Origin of the sequence: Flavobacterium ovatum (genome assembly GCF_040703125.1) — a bacterium.
Taxonomy (GTDB): domain Bacteria; phylum Bacteroidota; class Bacteroidia; order Flavobacteriales; family Flavobacteriaceae; genus Flavobacterium; species Flavobacterium ovatum.
The window spans coordinates 681,921-700,976 of the sequence record NZ_CP160035.1 but is presented as its reverse complement, the minus strand read 5'-3'; the positions used below and the strand labels follow the sequence as shown (position 1 = coordinate 700,976).

General features: G+C 35.9%; 11 protein-coding genes. 2 read left to right on the top strand and 9 right to left on the bottom strand.

Annotated elements, in window-relative coordinates; translation table 11 throughout:
- Positions 1-6: 6 nt before the first annotated feature.
- The 6 genes from ABZP37_RS03075 to ABZP37_RS03050 form a co-directional block, all read right to left on the bottom strand.
- The gene (locus tag ABZP37_RS03075; RefSeq protein ID WP_366185536.1) at positions 7-2,874 is read right to left on the bottom strand and encodes an alpha-amylase family glycosyl hydrolase; all 2,868 of its coding nucleotides are present in this window, start codon (positions 2,872-2,874) and stop codon (positions 7-9) included.
- 257 nt (positions 2,875-3,131) lie between these two features.
- Positions 3,132-4,241 carry a SusE domain-containing protein gene (locus tag ABZP37_RS03070; protein WP_366185534.1) on the bottom strand — a complete coding sequence of 370 codons (1,110 nt, stop codon included), beginning with the start codon at positions 4,239-4,241 and terminating at the stop codon, positions 3,132-3,134.
- A gap of 24 nt (positions 4,242-4,265) precedes the next feature.
- Positions 4,266-6,107: a RagB/SusD family nutrient uptake outer membrane protein gene (locus ABZP37_RS03065; RefSeq protein ID WP_366185533.1), complete on the bottom strand. Its 1,842-nt coding sequence runs from the start codon at positions 6,105-6,107 to the stop codon at positions 4,266-4,268.
- 38 nt (positions 6,108-6,145) lie between these two features.
- Entirely contained in the window at positions 6,146-9,139 is a 2,994-nt protein-coding gene (locus ABZP37_RS03060; protein WP_366185531.1) for a TonB-dependent receptor, read from the bottom strand.
- Positions 9,140-9,491: 352 nt separating this feature from the next.
- Positions 9,492-11,606 (bottom strand): glycoside hydrolase family 97 protein, encoded by a 2,115-nt coding sequence (locus ABZP37_RS03055; protein ID WP_366185529.1) that lies wholly within the window; start codon positions 11,604-11,606, stop codon positions 9,492-9,494.
- Between the two features lie 252 nt (positions 11,607-11,858).
- Complete coding sequence (locus tag ABZP37_RS03050) at positions 11,859-13,502, bottom strand: DUF6377 domain-containing protein (protein WP_366185527.1); 1,644 nt, start codon at positions 13,500-13,502, stop codon at positions 11,859-11,861.
- 361 nt (positions 13,503-13,863) lie between these two features.
- Between ABZP37_RS03050 and ABZP37_RS03045 the strand changes: the two genes are divergently transcribed.
- Positions 13,864-14,589 (top strand): metallophosphoesterase family protein, encoded by a 726-nt coding sequence (locus tag ABZP37_RS03045; protein WP_366185526.1) that lies wholly within the window; start codon positions 13,864-13,866, stop codon positions 14,587-14,589.
- Between the two features lie 47 nt (positions 14,590-14,636).
- Entirely contained in the window at positions 14,637-15,134 is a 498-nt protein-coding gene (locus tag ABZP37_RS03040; protein ID WP_366185525.1) for a DUF6646 family protein, read from the top strand.
- A gap of 123 nt (positions 15,135-15,257) precedes the next feature.
- On the opposite strand, the gene ABZP37_RS03035 is transcribed toward ABZP37_RS03040, so the two are convergent.
- From ABZP37_RS03035 to ABZP37_RS03025, 3 genes are all read right to left on the bottom strand, one after another.
- Positions 15,258-16,814 carry an aldehyde dehydrogenase family protein gene (locus tag ABZP37_RS03035; protein WP_366185523.1) on the bottom strand — a complete coding sequence of 519 codons (1,557 nt, stop codon included), beginning with the start codon at positions 16,812-16,814 and terminating at the stop codon, positions 15,258-15,260.
- A 210-nt stretch (positions 16,815-17,024) separates the two neighbouring features.
- Complete coding sequence (locus tag ABZP37_RS03030) at positions 17,025-17,555, bottom strand: 3-hydroxyanthranilate 3,4-dioxygenase (protein ID WP_366185521.1); 531 nt, start codon at positions 17,553-17,555, stop codon at positions 17,025-17,027.
- A gap of 280 nt (positions 17,556-17,835) precedes the next feature.
- Positions 17,836-18,927, bottom strand: coding sequence for an endonuclease/exonuclease/phosphatase family protein (locus tag ABZP37_RS03025; RefSeq protein WP_366185519.1), 1,092 nt, complete (start codon positions 18,925-18,927; stop codon positions 17,836-17,838).
- Positions 18,928-19,056: the final 129 nt, after the last annotated feature.

The following is a 19,056-nucleotide window of genomic DNA, read 5'->3' as shown; positions in this document are numbered from 1 at the left end:
TGATTTTTAGTTTTTCACCAGTTTTACTATGGTTGTTTGACCTAGATTGTTTTGAGTTTTTACTAAATAAATTCCAGCAGGAATAGTAGTGATCGAAAACGCATGATTTTCGTTAAAGTCTCCTTCAAAATGAAGTATTTCTTTTCCTGTTAAGTCGTAAATAGACACTTGATCAACAGTTTTATTCAGTTTAAAAAACGAATGAGCAGGATTTGGATATAGTATGATATCTAAATCATTTGCAAATTTTTCAGTGCTTAATGCAACGGAGTTTTTGTTTCCGTAAATTTTAAATTGACCAGCTGAAACACTAATTTGATCTGCAGTAGTATTAACATTGATAGAAGTATTGTCCATCAAGTTGTACCAAGTTCCAGTGTATGGAAATCCTGCAGTCATGTTTTGGGTAGTGACATCAAAATTGGCCAAAATAATCACATCTTTAAGTTCGCTAGAAGCTAATGAAGAGTTGGTAATCTTGATGTTCTGTGTCAATGAAGCGCTATTATTAATTGTTGCGGTTCCTAGAAAAACAGGTTCAGTAGTTTTTAAAGCAATCATTTTAGCCCAATCGTTATAAATTTTTGCTCTTGAATTGACTGCTAACCAATTTTCAACCCATTGTGGTTGTGGTTTGGTGTCTAGTTTGCAGTCACCTGCAGTTGCGTCACCTGCAGTATTGACTGTCCCGTTGTTACAAGTATATATGGATTCATGCATTCCTAATTCTCCAAAATGCCAAATCATTTTTGGTCCAGGAACCAACAAAGAAACCGCTCCAATTGCCGACATTCTTGATAAGGCAACATCTAGTGTTTTTACATTATGAGCTGAATTAGCACTGTTACCGTATTGCAGGTTTTTGTACATCAAACGTTCTTCATCATGACTTTCGGCATAACCTATTAATCGGTTTGAATTAAAACCGCGACTAGCACTGGTCATATTAGAGATATTGGCTTGGTATCCCATTGATAATTCATTGTAATTGTCGGTCATTTTTCCCCACATCATAATTCCTTTGCTTGGTGTTTCATTGATTTTATAATTTGCCCATTGTTGTTCTTCGTTATTGGTTCCCAAATGTTCGAAAATAGTGTAATGAGTTGGATCTAAGTTCCAAGAATAGTCAGCGTATTTTTTTAAAACGGCTACTCTGTCTGGTTGGTAATTATTGGTACAAGCATCTTGACCACCAGAAACATTTGATGGGCAATTTTGCGTAAATCCTTTGGTTAAATCCCATCTAAAACCATCAATTTTATATTCTTGAACCCATTGTTTGATGACTCTTTCTACATAATATTGTGTTCTTGGTAATTGGTGGTTGAAGTCGTTCCCTACATTATAACTGTGTCTTGCATCGGTGTTAAAATAAGGATTTTCAGTAGTTGGAGAACCCCAACCATCTCCATCAGGATCGTTCATCCACATTCTAACCATTGGGTTGCGTCCAAATGCGTGATTCAAAGCCACATCAAGAATAACCGCAATTCCGTTTTGATGACATACATCTACAAATTCTTTAAACTTATCTGAAGTTCCATAATATTTGTCCAAAGCCATATGAAAAGACGTATTATAACCCCAGCTTTCATTGCCTTCAAATTCCATTATAGGAAGTAATTCGATAGCATTAATCTTTAGATTTTTGAAATAATCAATCTTGTTGATGAGGTCTTGAAAGTTTCTATTGGAATCAAAATCACGTACCAGTACTTCATAAACTACTAATTTTTCTTTTTCAGGTTTTACAAAGTTGGTGGTTGCAGTACTCCAAGCATAAGTAGTTTGTCCTGTTTGCAAAACGGTTACTTCGCGCTCTTGTCCTACTGGGTAAGCAGGTAAATTTGGATATGATGCACTTGGAATCGAAGGGTCATCAAAAGGAGAAAGCACCAGAGTAGAATAAGGGTCAGCTGTTTTTACAAGTGCAGGCGAGTTGGCAATAGGTGTTGTTTCTCCCACCCAATATTGATAGGTGTAATTTGTACCAGAAGTCAAACCTGATAACGCTAACCAAAATTTCCCAGTAGTTGGATCTTTTTTCATGGCATAAGGCGAAGTTGGTTTCCAATCATTGAAGCTTCCTGCAACGTAAATAAAATCTTTTAATGGGGCATCCAAAACTAAAGTAGCTTTGGTCGCATCCGAAGGATTATAATTGATTCCATCTTCAAGTCCGCTTGGCATTGTTTCAGAAACAGCTCCAGGATTGACAATCGCAGCAAATTTCTTAGTAATAGTTGTGCTACCGTTAACTACTATTAGTTCATAGTTTTGGTTAGCAGTAAGATTGGTATGAGTATAACTGTAATTTGCAGTTGAAGCATTCGAATTAACAGTTACGCCATTTGATTTTAAAGTATAACTAGCATTTCCTCCAGTGTTATTTGCCGAAATAGTAAAATTTCCGCCAGAGTTTATGATGGTCGAGCTGTTTTCAACGGGTGTGTTTAATGTTAATTGGAATGCACCAACATTAAAATAAGTATCAGCCGTTTGTACATTTCCAGCGCTATTTCTAAGTACGACACATATTTCGGTAATCGAACTAGAAGTTGGTACTCCAAAATAAGCAAACAAATCAGGGGTAAGGTCTAGTTTATAATTTGTTCCAGAAACTAAGGTCAATGTAGGTTGAGTGGTATTATTTCCCCAACTTCCTTTTACATTTTGCCATTGATCACCATCAACAGTGAGTCCGATATGTGCATAAATAGTTCCCGTTTCACTTGATAGCGGAGTCCCCGTTTTGTTAAAATTTAAGGTTACTATTCCTGTTGCAATTGCAGGAGATGGGGTAGTGGTAGATTGAGCAAAAGATATAGTGGTTATTAGAAAAAGGAAGGGTATGAGTAAAAATTTCTTCATGGTTTATTGGTTTTTTTGGTTGGTGAAACACCATTTAACTTTTAAATGTACGGGTCTATGGTTACTACTATTGTCAGGTTGAGCCCCTCAATTGTTGCCTAGGACAGGTTACATCTTGAACAGTAGAACTAAATAATCTCGACTTCGCTCGATTTGACAAAACGCAAAACAGTAAATAAAATAAGAAAATAGTAAAATAGTAAAATAAAGGGCTATCTAGTTGATAGCCCCATATTGAGAATTAGTAAGCTTTTTAATTATTCTTGATTTGGGAACATCATGTAGCTGCCATCTAAATCATTGAATAAGATTTTATATTTAGAACGTGCTACTGGAATGTCTCCACCACCACTTATACTTGAGAAAGCAGTATCTCCACCCCAGCTTTTATCCCAGGCATTGTTAGCTCTAAATTTTCCTTTACCGTCAAAAAGAGTAACTTTTAATGTCCAGATATGAGAATCGAAAGTAGATCTAGTCATCTCAGTGTCATCACCAGCCCATCCAGCATCATTTCCAGTTCTTGAAGAGCCCAAGAATCCAATTCTTGCGTAGTTAGTCGCTGTAGTAGCATCATAAGCAACTAATGTATAAGTCAAAGTTGTTGTATTCATAGTGAAAGTGTAGTGTCCTGCCGTAGCGATTTCAAAACTAGCTGGATCTGGATCAGCTTCTGTAGCTCTTGCAACGATTGTTCCACCAGCACCTTTACCGTACATTGGTGTCCATTTTCCTAGAGTGGAAATTAATTTGAATGCACCTGCTTTAAAGTAACCCGTGAATTTGTATTCTTTAGGATTGGTTCCACTTCTAAATAATGGTTGGTTGTCTTTATTATTATCCCAACCCGCTACTGAAGCATCACCTACTAAATACCAATCGGTAAAAGGATAAGCAATCAATCCTGAATAAGCGTTGATACTAATGGTAATTAGTGATTCAGAGGTCATTGGAACTCCACCAGAAACAGATGACATTACTTTTACATCGAATTGTTTGGCTATTCCAGGAACAGCTCCTAGCTCAATAGCGGCTTGATTTAAGTTTTTAACAAGAACTGCTGCTTGAGTAGCATCGCTAGTTTTTATTAATGTTTGTGGAGTTTTGAAATCACCACCGGAAACATCCATTACTAAAGTATATTCTACAACAACTGATTCAGAGTATTTTGCGGCTTTCCATACAAAACGGTCTGCGTCATTATTGGCATTGTCTTCTATTAATTCATATTGCTTGCCAGTTGAAGGAGCATTCATTTCTGGAGTTGATATTTTTTCAACTAAGGGTCTGTTTTCTACATCATCAGCAGTACATGAAACTGCTAGTACGCTAATAAAAGCGATTAAGATTTTGTGTAAGTTTTTCATTTTATAATTTTTTTTGGTGGTTAGTTAGTATCCTGGGTTTTGTTTTAATGTTGGGTTTGCTTGGATTGTTTTAGCAGGAATAGGCATTAGATCTCTAAAGGATGCAGTTGCAGCACCGCTTTGAGTCCCACCTTTCCATTCCCAAATTTTATCTCCTCCAGTGAATTTTCCAAAACGAATTAGATCCGTTCTACGGTGGCATTCCCAAAATAATTCACGACCTCTTTCTTCCAAAATAAAATTAAGATTCATGTTTGCAGCTACAATTGTTGAAGCACTAGCTCTATCTCTTAATTTGTTGATGTACCCAACTGCAGTAGTCATATTGGCATCAGCCGCACCACGTACAGCACATTCAGCATACATTAAATACACATCTGATAAGCGGAACATAGGGAAATCTGTATCAGGAATATCGTTACGTTGCGCTGCAGTGCCGTCAGAATTAACATTGGTGTATTTGGTTACCGCATATCCGTTGGTAAAGGTTCCTACATTGGCAATGCTTAAAGTTTGACCAGGAGTGTAAGCACTAAGTCTCTTGTCAGACCATACTTTTTGTTTCCCTAAGCTTACAGGTTTATTTTGTCCTGAAGGAGCAGAAACTTCAACACCATTTAAACTAATTTTTCCTGTAGATAAATTAAATAAGTAGGTTTTGTTATTATCAAAACCTGCATCACCTTCAACTTTATCGTTTGAATCAAAAGCTTTACCATCTTTATTAACTAAAATACCTGTTTGAGCAGCTAAATTTTTATTTTTTGTTTGAAAAAAATCAAATTCACCTGTAGGAGTTCCAAAACTAGAAACAAATTCACTTCTTGTTCTGATCCCTTGCCATCCACCATTCATTCCTTGAGCAGCAGCATCCATCGTTCCTCCAATAGAGGCATGAAGAATAAAACTCATTCCTCCACCTGTTGCTCGAATTGCGTTTCCGTCACTTACTACAGGAAAAATGAATTCGCTTTGTGCACCATTTCTATTATTATCTGCAGAGAATAAATGTTTGTAAGGAACATTAGCAAAAGTGTATGCTGAATTGGTAATGATGTCTGTACTTAATTTAGCGGCGTCATTAAATCTTTCAGTTCCTGTATAAACTTTAGCGTTCAAATATATTTTAGCTAATAAAAATTTAGCAGCTGTTTTATCAATTCTTCCGTATTCATTAGCTTTTGAAGCGACCAAACTATTATCAAGGTCTTTCAATTCACTTTCGATATAAGCAAAAACTTCAGCTCTTGATTTTTGTTCTGGGTAAAAGAAACCTACAGGGTCGTTTTCAGTTGTAATTGGCACATTACCAAATAAGTCCATTAAATTCACATAAGAGAAAGCTCTTAAAAAACGGGCTTCAGCTCTAAATTTAGCAATGTCAGCTTTTAGATTGGCATCAACGCCACGAGCAGTTAATTTGTCATCAGCGGTTTGTCTTAAAAACTCATTGGCTAAACTGATTTCATAAAAAGCCCTTGAATACGTACCATATAAAAACTCATTAGCCGGGGCCCAAGTTTGAGAGTTTAAGGTTGGTAATGTTCCATCACCCCAAGCAATAATCGCTTCATCTGTAGTGAATTCTTGCATTACAAAAAGCAAACGCAAGTAGCTACTAAAATCTCCTCCAATTCCAGAAATATCTGCTTTTCCATCTCCGTCATTACCACCTACATATAATCCAGCATATAATTTGGCTAATACTTGTTTGTAGGAAGCGGGGTCTTTAAAGAACGTTTCCGAAAGAAATTCATCGTCATCTTTTGGTGTTACGTCTAAGTCGCTCGTACACGAGCTAAAGGTCATACTCATTCCTAAAATCATTAGGAAGAAATAAGATATATATTTAAATGATGTTTTCATTTTGTCTAATTTTTAAATTATTATTTTCAACCTGTTATTTAGAAACTTGCATTTACACCAAATAAGAAAGTTCTTGCTCTAGGGTAGACATTACCGTCAATACCGTTGAATTTCTCAGGATCTAAGCCATCATATTTAGTCAATGTCAAAACATTTTGAACTCCTAAATTGAATCTTAAAGTGGCTACTTTTAGTAATGATTTGTTTAAAGTGTAGCCCACCGTCACGTTGTCTAATTTGATGAAAGAAGCTTCTTTAACAAAATAATTCGATAAATAACGTTGTGTACCATTGTCTTCAAAGGTGAATCCAGTGTTGTTATAATCAGTACTTATATTAGATAAATCCGTATCTCTTCTTAATCCAGCAAGCAAATACCCTTTGTCAGAACTTACGTTGTCAAAAATGTAATTTCCTAAGCTTGCTCTCCAGTTCATGGTGAAATCAAAATTCTTGTAGTTTACAGTAGAGAACAATCCAAAAGTATAATCAGGAGCTGCTTTGTGAAATTTGTAACGATCTCCATCATCAATTTTACCATCTTCATTTCTATCTACATATGCACCTTGAATAGGTCTTTGATTGGCATCATATAACTGTTCGAAAACAAAAAACGAGTTTGGTGAAGAATTTACAGCATTCATCTGTATTTTATTATTGGCACCTCCTGTAATATCTCCAACAGCATATCCTGTAAACCCAGGAACAGTTGCACCTAAATCTGTGATTTTTTGGTTGATATGAGTAACATTAAAAGCTAGATTCCAAGTTAATTTTTCGGTCTTAATAATATCCGATTCGATGCTGAATTCAAGTCCTTTTGTTCTTAAAGTTCCAATATTATTAAAACCTTGATTTCTTAAATTGGCACCATCAGGAACCAATACATCTGCTAATAAGTCGCTTGATTTTTTGTCGAAATAGTTGATAGATCCCGTAATTCTATTGTTGAAGAAGCCGTAGTCCATCCCTACATTCATTTCTGATAACTCTTCCCATTTAATGTTTTGGTTGTATCCTTCTGGTCTTGCTGTAGCATAAACCGTGTTCCCAAAAACATATTGAGTATTTACAGAACCTAAAGTTACTCTTCTCAAATAATCATAAGAAGCCGAGATATCTTGTTGACCAGTTGTTCCGTAACCAAATCTTAATTTTAAACCTGAAAGCGTTTCATTATCTTTCAAGAAAGATTCTTCGGCAATATTCCATGCTAGAGCTGCTCCTGCAAAATTGCCCCATCTGTTTTCTTTTGAAAAACGAGAAGTTCCATCTCTTCTATAGTTTAAAGTCAATAAATAACGGCTGTCATATCCTAAGTTCAAACGTCCAAAATAGGATTGTAAGTTGATGTCCGGATCTGTTGTTACATCTTCATTAGGCGTAGGTTGTCTAGTTTCCCCCGTTTCATATTTTACTTTTTGAAACAATTGGTAGTTATAACCAGCAGTTACATCTATGTTAAGCCCTCCAATAGCTTTAGAATAGTTCAAATAGGTATTTAAGTTTTTGTTTTGAAGGCCATCAGTATAGCTAGAATAGTTTCCTACATTCGTCCAGTTTCCTTCACTAAAAGGTGTTGCTTGATACCCTAGGGCACTTAGATTACTTACTTCTGTAAATCCGCTACTGTCAAATCTATCGATTCCGGCTTCAGCCACCACTCTCAAATCTTCAAAGAAATGAAGCTTATAATCTAATCGTACATTTCCCCATTTTCTAGTTGAGGTTGCTCTTCTTTCATCTTGATTTAGTCTAGCTACAGGGTTTCTAGCTGGTAGTAAAGGTAAATTTCCGTTGGCTTCTAGCCATTCGAAATAACCTCCATAACGAGAACCTTCTTGGTAAACCGATTGGGTTGGGTCGAATCCAATAGCACTACCGATTACGGCATTTTCATCTTGGAAACGATTTTTACCAAAAGATAAATTTCCGCTAATGTCAATTTTTAAATGTTTGTCAAATAACACGGGGTTGATAGCAACCGAAGTTGTTGTTCTTTCAAAACTAGTGTTTTTCAAAATCCCAGGATTGTCCACATTACCTACTGATAAACGCACGGGTACTTTGTCAAACAAAGCGCCACTAACTGAAATATTATTGTTAACCGTTAATGCTGTTTGGAAAATTTGGTCTTGCCAATTAGTGTTGGCAGTTCCTAATAATGCTTTTTGCGCAACAGATCCTTTTTCGTTTACCAAAGCTCTGTATTGGTCGGCACTCAAAACATCCACTGTGTTGGCAACTGTATTCACACCCACTTGAGAGCTGAAATTTACTTTTATACGACCTTTGCTTCCTTTTTTAGTAGTGATCACAATCACACCATTGGCAGCACGAGAGCCATAAATCGCTGCTGCTGAGGCATCTTTCAATACGGTAAAAGATTCAATGTCATTAGGGTCAATAGTAGATAAAATACTTGTTGAACCAGAAGGAACAGCGTTGCTCAATGGTAAACCGTCCAAAATAATTAAAGGGTCATTAGAAGCATTCAATGAAGATCCTCCACGAATACGAATATCTGCTTTGGCACCAGGAGATCCTCCTCCTGTAACGTTCACACCAGAGATACGACCGCTAATTAAACTTTCAGGAGTAACGTTTTGTCCTTTGTTGAATTCCTTAGCAGAAATTTGAGAAACAGAACCTGTTGCGTCTTTTTTCTTTACTGTTCCATATCCTACTTGAACAATGACTTCTAGTAGTTCATTAGAATTCTCCGTAAGTGTAATTTTTAAATTTTGACTTGTAGGACTCACTTCTTTGGTATTAAATCCAATAAACGAAATGATAATTATAGGTGATTTTACAGTACTTAACGGCAAAGTAAATTTTCCGTTTACATCTGTAATTGTTCCAATATTGGTGCCTTTTATAGCGATACTTGCGCCAATTAAGGTTTCTCCTTTTTGATTCATGACAACGCCCGAGACATTTTTAATTGTTGTTTGGGCAATCATGCTAGGCATAATAAACAGTATACTGCATAAAAGAAGAATGCAATGCATGCTTTTTTTCATTTGTACCATAATTCGTGGTTTTTGTGGTTGTTAGAAATTTTGTTTTTGGGAAGTCTAAAATGGCTTGAATAATTCTATTATTAGCCTTTCAGATTTCATTAATGTAAAGTTATCTGGATTAAAGAATGACTTTTTTTAAAACAATCAAAAAGTAGTTGGGTTTTTAATATTTAACAAAAAAACCCTTGTTTTACAGTACTTTGTGATTTTTTATGTAAAAAAAAAGTAGTGATTGTGTAGTTTGAAAACTCTTTTTAAGTTGTTTTATTAAATAAATGATTTAACGAACGTTAATCATGAACCATCCAAAAGAACTACTATTAATTTAGTGATTTCTTGATGGATTTCATAATTATCAACGCTATTTCACTTCGATAATGCTGATGGCATACCCTCCTGCAGGAACTGAAAATTGAGTTAATTTTGATTTATTAGTGACTTTCATTTTTCGAATAGTGTAGGCTTGTGGGTTGGTTTTGTAATTGGCATCGGTAGCATCTGCATAAATAGTTGCTATGTATTTTTTTCCTTTCTCTAAGAAATCAAATTTAATGGTAGAAGTACGTTGTGTATTTCCATTTACATTCCCTACAAACCAATTGTTGTTTCCTTTGGCTTTTCTAGCGACAGTTAAATATTCGCCTGGTTCTGCCTCTAAATATTTACTGTCATCCCAATCAATTGCTACGTCTTTTATAAACTGAAAAGCATCTAGAAAGCGATTGTAATTTTCTGGTAAATCGGCAGCCATTTGCAAAGGGCTGTACATGGTCACATACAATGCCAATTGATTGGCCAAAGTACTATTCAGATGAGAGGTGTTCTCCGGATTTAATTTACTGATATTCATTTCAAAAATCCCTGGAGTGTAATCCATCGGTCCACCTACCAAACGAGTAAAAGGCAAGATCGTAACGTGATTTGGATTGTTACCTCCAAAAGATTGGTATTCTGTTCCTCTAGCCGATTCATTCCCAATTAAGTTAGGATAGGTTCTAGAAATTCCAGTAGGGCGAACTGCTTCATGGGCATTGACCATAATTTTGTAATCAGCTGCTTTTTCAATCGCATATTGGTAATGGTTGATGATCCATTGGCTGTAATGGTTTTCGCCTCTTGGCAAAATGTTCCCTACATAACCACTTTTTACAGCATCATACCCATTGTCTTTCATGAATTGGTACGCTTTGTCTATATGGCGTTCGTAGTTACGAGTAGAACCCGAAGTTTCATGATGCATAATCATTTTTACTCCTTTTGATTTGGCGTAAGCCTGAATCCCTTTTACATCAAAGTCTGGGTAAGGTGTTACAAAGTCAAACACATAATCTTTTGAATGCCCAAACCAATCTTCCCAACCTGTATTCCAACCTTCGACAAGAACAGCATCAAAGCCATGTAATGCAGCAAAATCAATATATTTTTTTACGTTCTCATTGTTTGCTCCATGTTTTCCATTTGGTTTTGCTTTCGAATAATCTGAAACACCTAGTTCTACAGAAGTGAAATCGTCGGTATAAGCCCAACTGCTTTTTCCTGTAATCATTTCCCACCAAACACCGATATATTTAACGGGTTTAATCCATGAAGTGTCTTCTATTTTACAAGGGTCGTTAAGGTTCAAAGTCATTTTGGAAGCTAAAATTTCTCTGGCATCATCACTGACGATGATGGTACGCCAAGGCGATTTCCCTGGGGCTTGAATGTATCCTTTATCCCCATTAGCATCAGGTGTTAACCAAGACTCAAAAATCATGTTTTTGTCATCCAAATTCAAATGCATACAGGAGTAATCGATTAGGGCAGCTTCATGTAAATTGATGTACAAGCCATTATCCGCTTTCAACATTAAAGAAGTCTGAACTCCAGTTGGCGAAAATGATTTTTGTGATACATTGTCAGTAGTCGCTTTTTTAGTAAGTCCTCTAATTTCAGATAATTTAGAAGTAGTGTAGTCGTATTCTTGAGTGTCATAATCTCCAGGAAGCCAAAAAGCAGTATGATCTCCAGCCATAGCAAATTGCGTTCTCTCTTCTTTGATGACAAAGTAGGTCAGGTTTTTTTGCGAAGGAAATTCGTAGCGAAATCCAAGTCCGTCATCAAACAAGCGAAAACGAATCACTAATTTTCTGTCGGTTCCTTTTTGATTTAAAGTGACCGCTAATTCGTTGTATTGGTTTTGAATAGTAGCCCATTCTCCCCAAACTGGTGTCCAGCTTTCGTTGAAAGTAGTTGTTTTAGTTTCGATGATACTAAAGTCATTCAATAATGATTTAGCATCATTTTTTAGTTCCAATCCTAGTTTACTGGTTTTGATTACCGCTTTGTCTTTGTAATTTAGGATATACGTTGGTGTTCCATCTTTTTGCAAAGTGAACTCCATTTGTAGTTTTTGATTGGGAGACTTTAATTGTTGTCCGATTGCGATAGGAATTAAGGCAAGCCAGACTAAGGTGGTTAATAGAAAGTACTTCATTATGGTTTAGTTAATGTATTAATAAATTGCTTTAGAAATCTTCAATAACCCAAATTTAGATTGATTTTCGCCGCCCTTTTATTATTAAACGGATTTGGTAGTGAATGTAGTAGTGTTGTCGTTGTAATCTATTGCAGGCAAAGGGATTGATTTTATTTTTGAACAAAAAAAAGTAGTAGTTCTGTAGTGTGAAAAAGCTCGTTTTATGCTCAAAAAGAGAATAAAACGAGCTTTTTAAAAAATGAGAAATAATTATTTATTGGTTCCAATGCGCATAACATTGACTTCAAATTCATCGCGAGGTCCTAAAGCTTTGTTTCTTAATTTGGTCCTGTAGTTGTAAATAGTTGATAAAGAATAACGCAAAAATTCGGAGATTTTAACGCTATCTGAAATTCCCAAACGTATCAAAGCAAAGATTCGTAATTCAGTATTCATTAATTCTCCCGCTTTTAGTTTAATATCTTCTTTGTCGGTCAGTAGATTACTAAATTCTTCAATGAAATTTGGAAAAAGCAACAAGAAAGTTTTGTCAAAATTATTATGGAACTCTCTTAATTCAACCTCTATAAAATCCTGGGACTTTATTACTTGAGCCAGTTCTTTTGTTTTACCACTTGAAAGTATAATATTCAATTTTCGTCGGTAACCATCTAATTTGCTGATATAGGTCGAACATTGATCCATATAGCGACCTATGTAAATTTCTTTAACGAGGTTGGCTTCTTTTAAAGTTGTATTGGTTTCGTTTAGTTTTTCGTTAATTATTTTTAGTTCTTGGTTTAACTCTATTGACTGTTTGTTGGCAATACTAATGACTCTTTTTGCTCTGGCTAATTTTTTTATTTGTTTAAAAAATAAAAATAAAATAGCTAGGAGAATAAGGGAGAGTACACTAGCACTTACTAGGAACAAAACAAGTTGATTGTGATTGGTCTCATTTTGTTTTTCATAGGCTTCGTTGATGATGGGCATCATCCGGGAGATTTCATAAGTTCTTAAACGAGCATTACAAAATAGCGCATCTTCTAAGGAGCGTTTGATGTAGGTATATGAACGGTCAATGTCTCCTTCTTTGTATAAAAGAAAAGCAAGGGCGCGTAACGAAATGTATTCTTTCTTTTCTAAACGTAAATCAGAAATGGCAGAGATGATGAGCCATTTTTTTTCAAGTTCATAGTCTTTCTTATGTTGATAGGTTTGGGAAATTAAATAGGCAACAACCGCTTGATCGGTATCGGTATCACTCATTTTAGGAAAATAATTGAGTAACAAATCGAGGTTCTCTTGGTATTTTCCGCTATCAATAAGTTGATTGGATTTGGTGAAAAGATGTGATTTTGATTCAACGGGATAGAATTTCAGAATGGAATCACTATACTGTTTTCGTAATAAGATATACTTGTTTTTTTCTTCAGCCGAAGCGGCATAATAGGACATGGAAAGGTACAAAGAACTACTTACTCCAAAATAGGTTCCTTTGATTTTCGGAGTTGATTGAATGTCAATTTTGTTTAGAATATCGGTAGCTTCCTTATACATCCCCAATGTTTCCATTATGGAAGCGAGATTCAATTTGGCCGTATTAATTTTGGTTACATCTTTTAATTGATTTGCAATTCTTAAATTTTTTCTTGCGTAACTTAAAGCTGAGTCTGATTGATAAAAACGATACTCTCCATAAAGCTTACCGTAAATCGCATATTTTTGAACATTTGTAGAAGTGTATTTTAATAGCTCATTGAGCTTGTTAATTTCTGCTTCTTTTTTGGCTCGATATTTTTGACTGTTATCAATAGTTGCATCTAATTCATTCAGTAAAGAGTCAATTTTAGTTTGAGGAAAAAGAAATATTGGAAAAAAGATAATAATGACAAGAGTCCAAAATTTATGCATTTGATGGTATTTTAATTATTGCTAATTTAATTAAAATTTAACGTATAGGCATGTAATAAGTATTTAAATAAATGAAATTTTATTTAAAATTCAGGTCCTTGTCTTAATGATTTATTGGTTTCATGATTTTGCGTAAAGTTAGTCTGCAGCTTCAAAAGAAACAATCACCAAAAGCAGGTGTTTTTTTACTTTCATTTTGTGTTGTTTAAATAGTGAATTGTGTAATGAAGTTTTATGTTGATTAGGATCTTTTGTTTCTTTTTCAAAAAAAGTAATAAAATAAACGTCCAACATCACTCTTTTTCTTATTTTTATAAAAATGTGGAGAAGTACCGTTTGTAATTAAGATTTAGATATACCAATGAGAACATTAGTAATAGGAGATATTCATGGAGGTTTGCGTGCCTTGCACCAAGTTATAGAAAGAGCAAATGTCACTCAAAATGATACCTTGATATTTCTCGGGGATTATGTAGATGGCTGGAGTCAAGCCCCCCAAGTTATTGACTATTTGATAGCGTTAAAATCAACAAATAATTGTGTTTTTATCAGAGGAAATCATGACGAGTTGTTATTGCATTGGCTCAAAGACGGAAAAGATAACGAACTTTGGTACGAACACGGAGGCGAAGCTACTGCGCTAGCGTATGAGGAAGTTGATAAAGTACGGAAACAATTGCACATTGATTTTTTACTTTCATTAGAGGATTATTATTTGGATGAAAAAAACCGATTGTTTGTTCATGCAGGTTTTACTAATATGAACGGAATACGTTATGAGTATTTTGCTAAAGCGTTTTACTGGGATAGAACTTTGTGGGAAACGGCTTTGTCGTTAAATCCAACCCTAAAACCGAATGATTTATTATATCCAAAAAGATTAACCTTGTACAATGAAATATATATAGGTCATACTCCAGTAACCCGAATTAACAAAACAGTTCCTGTACAAAAAGCCTGTGTTTGGAATATTGATACGGGAGCCGCTTTTAAAGGGCCTTTGACGATTATGGATGTGGATACTAAGAGTTTTTGGCAAAGTGAACCATTAAATCAATTATATTTTGGGGAAAAAGGTAGGAATTAGAATTATTGTTTAGATTTGTGAGTGTATTATTAACTAATATGAAAATTATGAAAAAGATTTTTACTTTATTATTATTGTCAACTGCTTTTTTTATGAATGCTCAAGCGTTTAAAGGTAAAGGAGATACAAAATTTGATGTTGCTGCTAATATTCAAGAAAGGGGCTCTGGTATTCGTTTGTCTACGGATTTCGGATTAGGAGCAAATATGTCTTTTGGTTTCGTAACTTCTTATTTACTCTCTGTGAGTGAAAATGGACTAGGTGAAAAACCTAATTTTGGTGATCGGTTTGATGCTAAAGTTCGCTTCAATGCAAACATAGGAAATGTATTGAGTTTAGATCCTAAATGGGATGTCTATCCTGGTTTAGATTTGAGTTTGAAAAATTTTGGAGCCCATTTAGGTACTCGTTATTTTTTCTCAGATGGTTTTGGGATATTTAGCGAAATAGGAATTCCTATTGCTAAATACGATCCAACAACTTTTGGGTTTCAAAATTTAAACAATCAATTTGTGTTTAATATAGGGTTGTCATTTAATTTGTAAATGTACACTAACAACATAAAAAAAGGCAATTGATTCGTTTCAATTGCCTTTTTTTATAAAATTCTGTGAGCTTATACTAAACAAATTTATAATTTAATTCAAAATTTTCAGGTATAATAGGTATTAATCTAAATCAAATTTTATCCCTTGTGACAATGGCAAACTTGTGGTGTAGTTAATCGTATTGGTTTGTCGCCGCATATAGACTTTCCAAGCGTCAGAACCAGATTCTCTTCCGCCTCCTGTTTCTTTTTCACCACCAAAAGCACCCCCAATTTCAGCACCAGAAGTTCCAATGTTGACATTGGAAATTCCGCAATCAGAACCTGCTACAGATAAGAACAATTCTGCTTCACGAAGGTTGTTAGTCATAATGGCTGAGGATAATCCTTGAGCAACTCCGTTTTGTAGTGCAATAGCATTTTCTAAAGTACCACTGTATTTTATTAAATAAAGAATAGGAGCAAATGTTTCAGATTGAACAATTTCAAAACTATTTTCTACTTCTGCAATGGCGGGTTGCACATAACAACCACTTTCGTATCCTTCGCCAGTAAGTACACCGCCAGGGACGATTAGTTTTCCTCCTTCGGTAATTATTTTTTCTAAAGCTTGTTGGTATTGAGTTACTGATTTTTTATCGATTATTGGACCAACATGATTATTTTCGTCTAACGGATTTCCTATTCGGATTTGTTTGTAAGCACTAGTTAAAGCTTGTTTTACTGTGTCATAGATACTTTCATGAATAATTAATCGTCGGGTGGAGGTACAGCGTTGGCCTGCGGTTCCTACCGCGCCAAAAACAGCGCCAATAATTGTCATTTTAATATCCGCATCTGGAGTAACGATGATGGCATTGTTACCTCCTAATTCTAATAATGTTTTCCCCAATCTAGCGGCAACGGTTTGTGCAACTATTTTTCCCATTCGGGTTGAGCCTGTAGCGGAAATTAATGGAATCCTAGCGTCTTTTGTCATCATTTCGGCCACGGTAGCCTCTCCGTTAATCAGGCAAGAGATACCTTCGGGTAGGTTGTTTTCTTTTAAAACTTCGGCAATGATGTTTTGGCAAGCAATTCCGCAAAGGGGCGTTTTTTCTGAGGGTTTCCAAATGCAAACATCTCCACAAATCCATGCCAAAGCAGTATTCCAAGCCCAAACGGCAACGGGGAAGTTGAAGGCGGAAATAATACCAACAATTCCTAGTGAGTGATATTGCTCATACATGCGGTGGCCAGGACGTTCGGAATGCATGGTGAGTCCGTGTAGTTGGCGCGAAAGTCCTACGGCAAAATCACAGATATCGATCATTTCTTGAACTTCGCCATAGCCTTCTTGGAGGGATTTCCCCATTTCATAAGAAACCAGTTTTCCTAAAGCTTCTTTGTTTTGACGGAGTTTATCTCCAAACTGTCTAACGTATTCGCCTCGTTTGGGAGCGGGTATTCGTCTAAAAGTTTGGAAAGACTGGGTTGCGGCTTGCATTACTTTTTGATACTCTTCTGGAGTTGTTATGCTTACTTTGGCAATCAATTGACCGTCAACTGGAGAGTAGCTTTCTAGGACTTCTCCGGAGGCAAAATATTGGTTTCCTGTTGAGGTTCCCGCATTGATATCGTGTACTCCTAATTGTTTTAAGGCTTGTTCTATTCCGAATTTTTGGGCTATTGTAGTCATATTTTTTAATAAGAAGGTTGATGGGAGCAGTTCTTTAGTCCCGGTAGTAGCGGTAGCCCCGACTTAAAAATGCTCTTTTTTACGGGAGCTACAGAGCGACCATCCCGACGTTTCGGGAGAAGCTCCTGTAGCGACCTAGTAAAAAATGCGTTTTGAAGGAGGACTAAAGCGTCCCGAAGCGTCGGGAGCGGGAATTGGCTCCTTAAAATATTATATAAATCTAGGGTCGGTTTCCATTGTGGTGCCACAATTGTCGCAGGTTCTCAGTTTTTCGGAACCGTAGAAATGCCTGAAATGTTCTAGGAAATCTTTCTCGATGTCTTGTAATTCAAAGTGGACTTCATATAACTTATGGTTGCAGTTGTCGCAGTGCCAAAGCAAACCGTCTTTGAGTCCGAGACCCTTGCGTTTGCGCTCAATTACGAGTCCGATGGAACCTTCGGAGCGAACGGGTGAATGTGGAATTTGTGCTGGATGCAGGTACATATCGCCTTCGTTGAGGGTCATTTCCTTGCGTTGCCCATCCTCTTGAATGATGACTTTGATGGAGCCTTCTATTTGGTAGAAAAGCTCTTCGGTTTCGTTGTAATGGTAGTCTTTACGGGCATTTGGCCCAGCAACAATCATGACAATATAATCGCCTGACTCTTTGTATAGATTGCGATTTCCAACAGGTGGTTTTAATAAATGACGGTTTTCGTCAATCCATTTATGGAGGTTGAAGGGTTTTGCTATGGCCATTTTGTCTTTTTTAGTCTGTTTTGCTAAGGTACTAAAAAGGATGGCAAAAAGCGAAAGCCTAATACGGTTAGTGAAGGCAAAAGCATGAGTTTTTTTGGACACGCATTTCACGAATTTGCACCAAATTCAGTGATTCTAGAAATACAATTACACTAATTTTGATGATATTGTTAACTTCTTGAAATTTTTGAACATCCAAATTCGTGTTATTTCGTGTAATTAGTGTCAACTTGGTTCCCGGAACGGTTGTGCGAATACTCTAATTCTGTTGCTAATATTGTTATTTGGTTTCTTTTATCAAATATATGTAAACTGGAAAATGGTCGCTATAGCCAATTTCGGTGTTGGAATGTCGTTTTGGATAGCCTTTGTAGGGGCCGGAAGTTGTAATAAGGAAGGGTTTGTTGTAGATACCAGCTTTCCAGAATTGAAATTGGGAGAAATTATTTTGAATTAATGATTGTGTCATTAATATTTGGTCAAAAATATCCCAAGAATCTCTATACGCAATGGTTCCGAATCCTTGGTTTGCCATTTCTTCAAATGGATTGAAAATTCCTAATGGGGGAACTTCTGTTTTTTTGGCTTTGGCGTTCAGCATTTTTTTGACACTATTATTGAAAGGGCCATCATTCAAATCGCCTAGGGTAATTACTTTGGCTTCTGGGTTAATGCGTTGTAGGGAATCAATTATTTTACGGTTTAAAGCTCCTGCAGCTTCGCGTAGCGGACTGGATTTCTTTTCTCCGCCAGAGCGTGATGGCCAGTGATTAACTATAATATGGATTTCTTGATTTTCGAGAAATCCTGTTACTAAGAGTTGGTCACGAGTGAAGATTCTATGGTTGTCAAAGTTAATTTCGGGTTCGTCTTCGGTGTTTTCTTTGATTACGGATTTGGGGCTTTGTTTGCTCTCTTTATTGTGGATAATTAATGGGATGTTAGTAAAGGAGGTAGGTTTGAAATATTTTTTTTGATACAATAACGCTACATCAATACCACGTTTGTCGGGGGAATCATAATGAATAATGCCGTAATCTTTGCTGATGATAAGTGGTTGCTTGACTAAATCTTCGAGAACGCTTCTGTTTTCAATTTCTGAACAACCAATTAATGTGGGAGCATTGGTATTCTCATTTGTGCCAATTTCAGCCAGAACTTGGGATAAATTGTGAAGTTTTTTATTGTATTTTTTGGTGTCCCAATGTTGGAATCCCTTTGGCGTCCATTCATCATCATTGGTTAAGGGATTATTAATGGTGTCAAATAAGTTTTCGAAATTATAGAAAGCAACCGTGTGGATGCTGTATTTTTTGGGTTGCCCTTGACAGAGCGTTACTAAGGAGAGTAGAACCAAACAAAATAATTTCATTGTAGGAGTATTGGTCTAGTAAAAATACAAATTAGTATCAGAATTCAATTGTTATTTTCAAAAAAACGTATATTTGTTTTGCTCTGGTTTTGTATTAACTGGAGTTTTTATTTTATCTTCACCTTATGT

Bases quoted from the DNA above. Each gene is read 5' to 3' on its own strand.
- ABZP37_RS03075 (WP_366185536.1), bottom strand. From the start codon at position 2,874: ATGAAGAAATTTTTACTCATACCCTTCCTTTTTCTAATAACCACTATA.
- ABZP37_RS03025 (WP_366185519.1), bottom strand. From the start codon at position 18,927: ATGAAATTATTTTGTTTGGTTCTACTCTCCTTAGTAACGCTCTGTCAA.
- ABZP37_RS03070 (WP_366185534.1), bottom strand. From the start codon at position 4,241: ATGAAAAACTTACACAAAATCTTAATCGCTTTTATTAGCGTACTAGCA.
- ABZP37_RS03045 (WP_366185526.1), top strand. From the start codon at position 13,864: ATGAGAACATTAGTAATAGGAGATATTCATGGAGGTTTGCGTGCCTTG.
- ABZP37_RS03040 (WP_366185525.1), top strand. From the start codon at position 14,637: ATGAAAAAGATTTTTACTTTATTATTATTGTCAACTGCTTTTTTTATG.
- ABZP37_RS03050 (WP_366185527.1), bottom strand. From the start codon at position 13,502: ATGCATAAATTTTGGACTCTTGTCATTATTATCTTTTTTCCAATATTT.
- ABZP37_RS03030 (WP_366185521.1), bottom strand. From the start codon at position 17,555: ATGGCCATAGCAAAACCCTTCAACCTCCATAAATGGATTGACGAAAAC.
- ABZP37_RS03065 (WP_366185533.1), bottom strand. From the start codon at position 6,107: ATGAAAACATCATTTAAATATATATCTTATTTCTTCCTAATGATTTTA.
- ABZP37_RS03060 (WP_366185531.1), bottom strand. From the start codon at position 9,139: ATGGTACAAATGAAAAAAAGCATGCATTGCATTCTTCTTTTATGCAGT.
- ABZP37_RS03035 (WP_366185523.1), bottom strand. From the start codon at position 16,814: ATGACTACAATAGCCCAAAAATTCGGAATAGAACAAGCCTTAAAACAA.
- ABZP37_RS03055 (WP_366185529.1), bottom strand. From the start codon at position 11,606: ATGAAGTACTTTCTATTAACCACCTTAGTCTGGCTTGCCTTAATTCCT.